A 352-nucleotide genomic window follows, 5' to 3' on the forward strand; every position below is an offset into this window, starting at 1 on the left:
CGTCTCTGATGTCGGTGGTCTTGGAGATGGCGTAGGGGTTCAGGTGGTGGGCCTCGGTCCACCTGGCGTCGCGGTCGCAACCTGGTGTGGTGCATCCGCCGTCGCGCTTCTCCATCGCCCGGCGTGAGCTGCGGTTGAAGTACCGATTGGCGGAGCCGAGGTCGAGGGGGAGAGGTTTGCCGTTGAGGACCATCGGCACGATCTGCGCGCTGCAGGCGAGCCGGCGGGCTTCGCCGGCGCTGATCCGGGTGCCGTCAGAGAGGCCGGCGGCCTTGATGCCGCCCATCAAGGTGTCGAGGTCCAGGTTCACGGTCACGACGGCACTCACACCACCGTTGGACGGGAGCTGGTC

The 352-nt window shown here is 67.6% G+C and carries 1 protein-coding gene; it reads right to left on the minus strand.

What is annotated here, in order from left to right:
• A partial coding sequence (locus ASF38_RS17245) for an HNH endonuclease signature motif containing protein (protein ID WP_235497650.1) occupies nt 1-316 on the minus strand: 316 nt, incomplete at its 3' end.
• Between the last annotated feature and the right edge of the window lie 36 nt (nt 317-352).

It is taken from the genome of Aeromicrobium sp. Leaf272 (genome assembly GCF_001422865.1).
In the GTDB taxonomy this organism is placed as follows: Bacteria; Actinomycetota; Actinomycetes; order Propionibacteriales; family Nocardioidaceae; genus Aeromicrobium.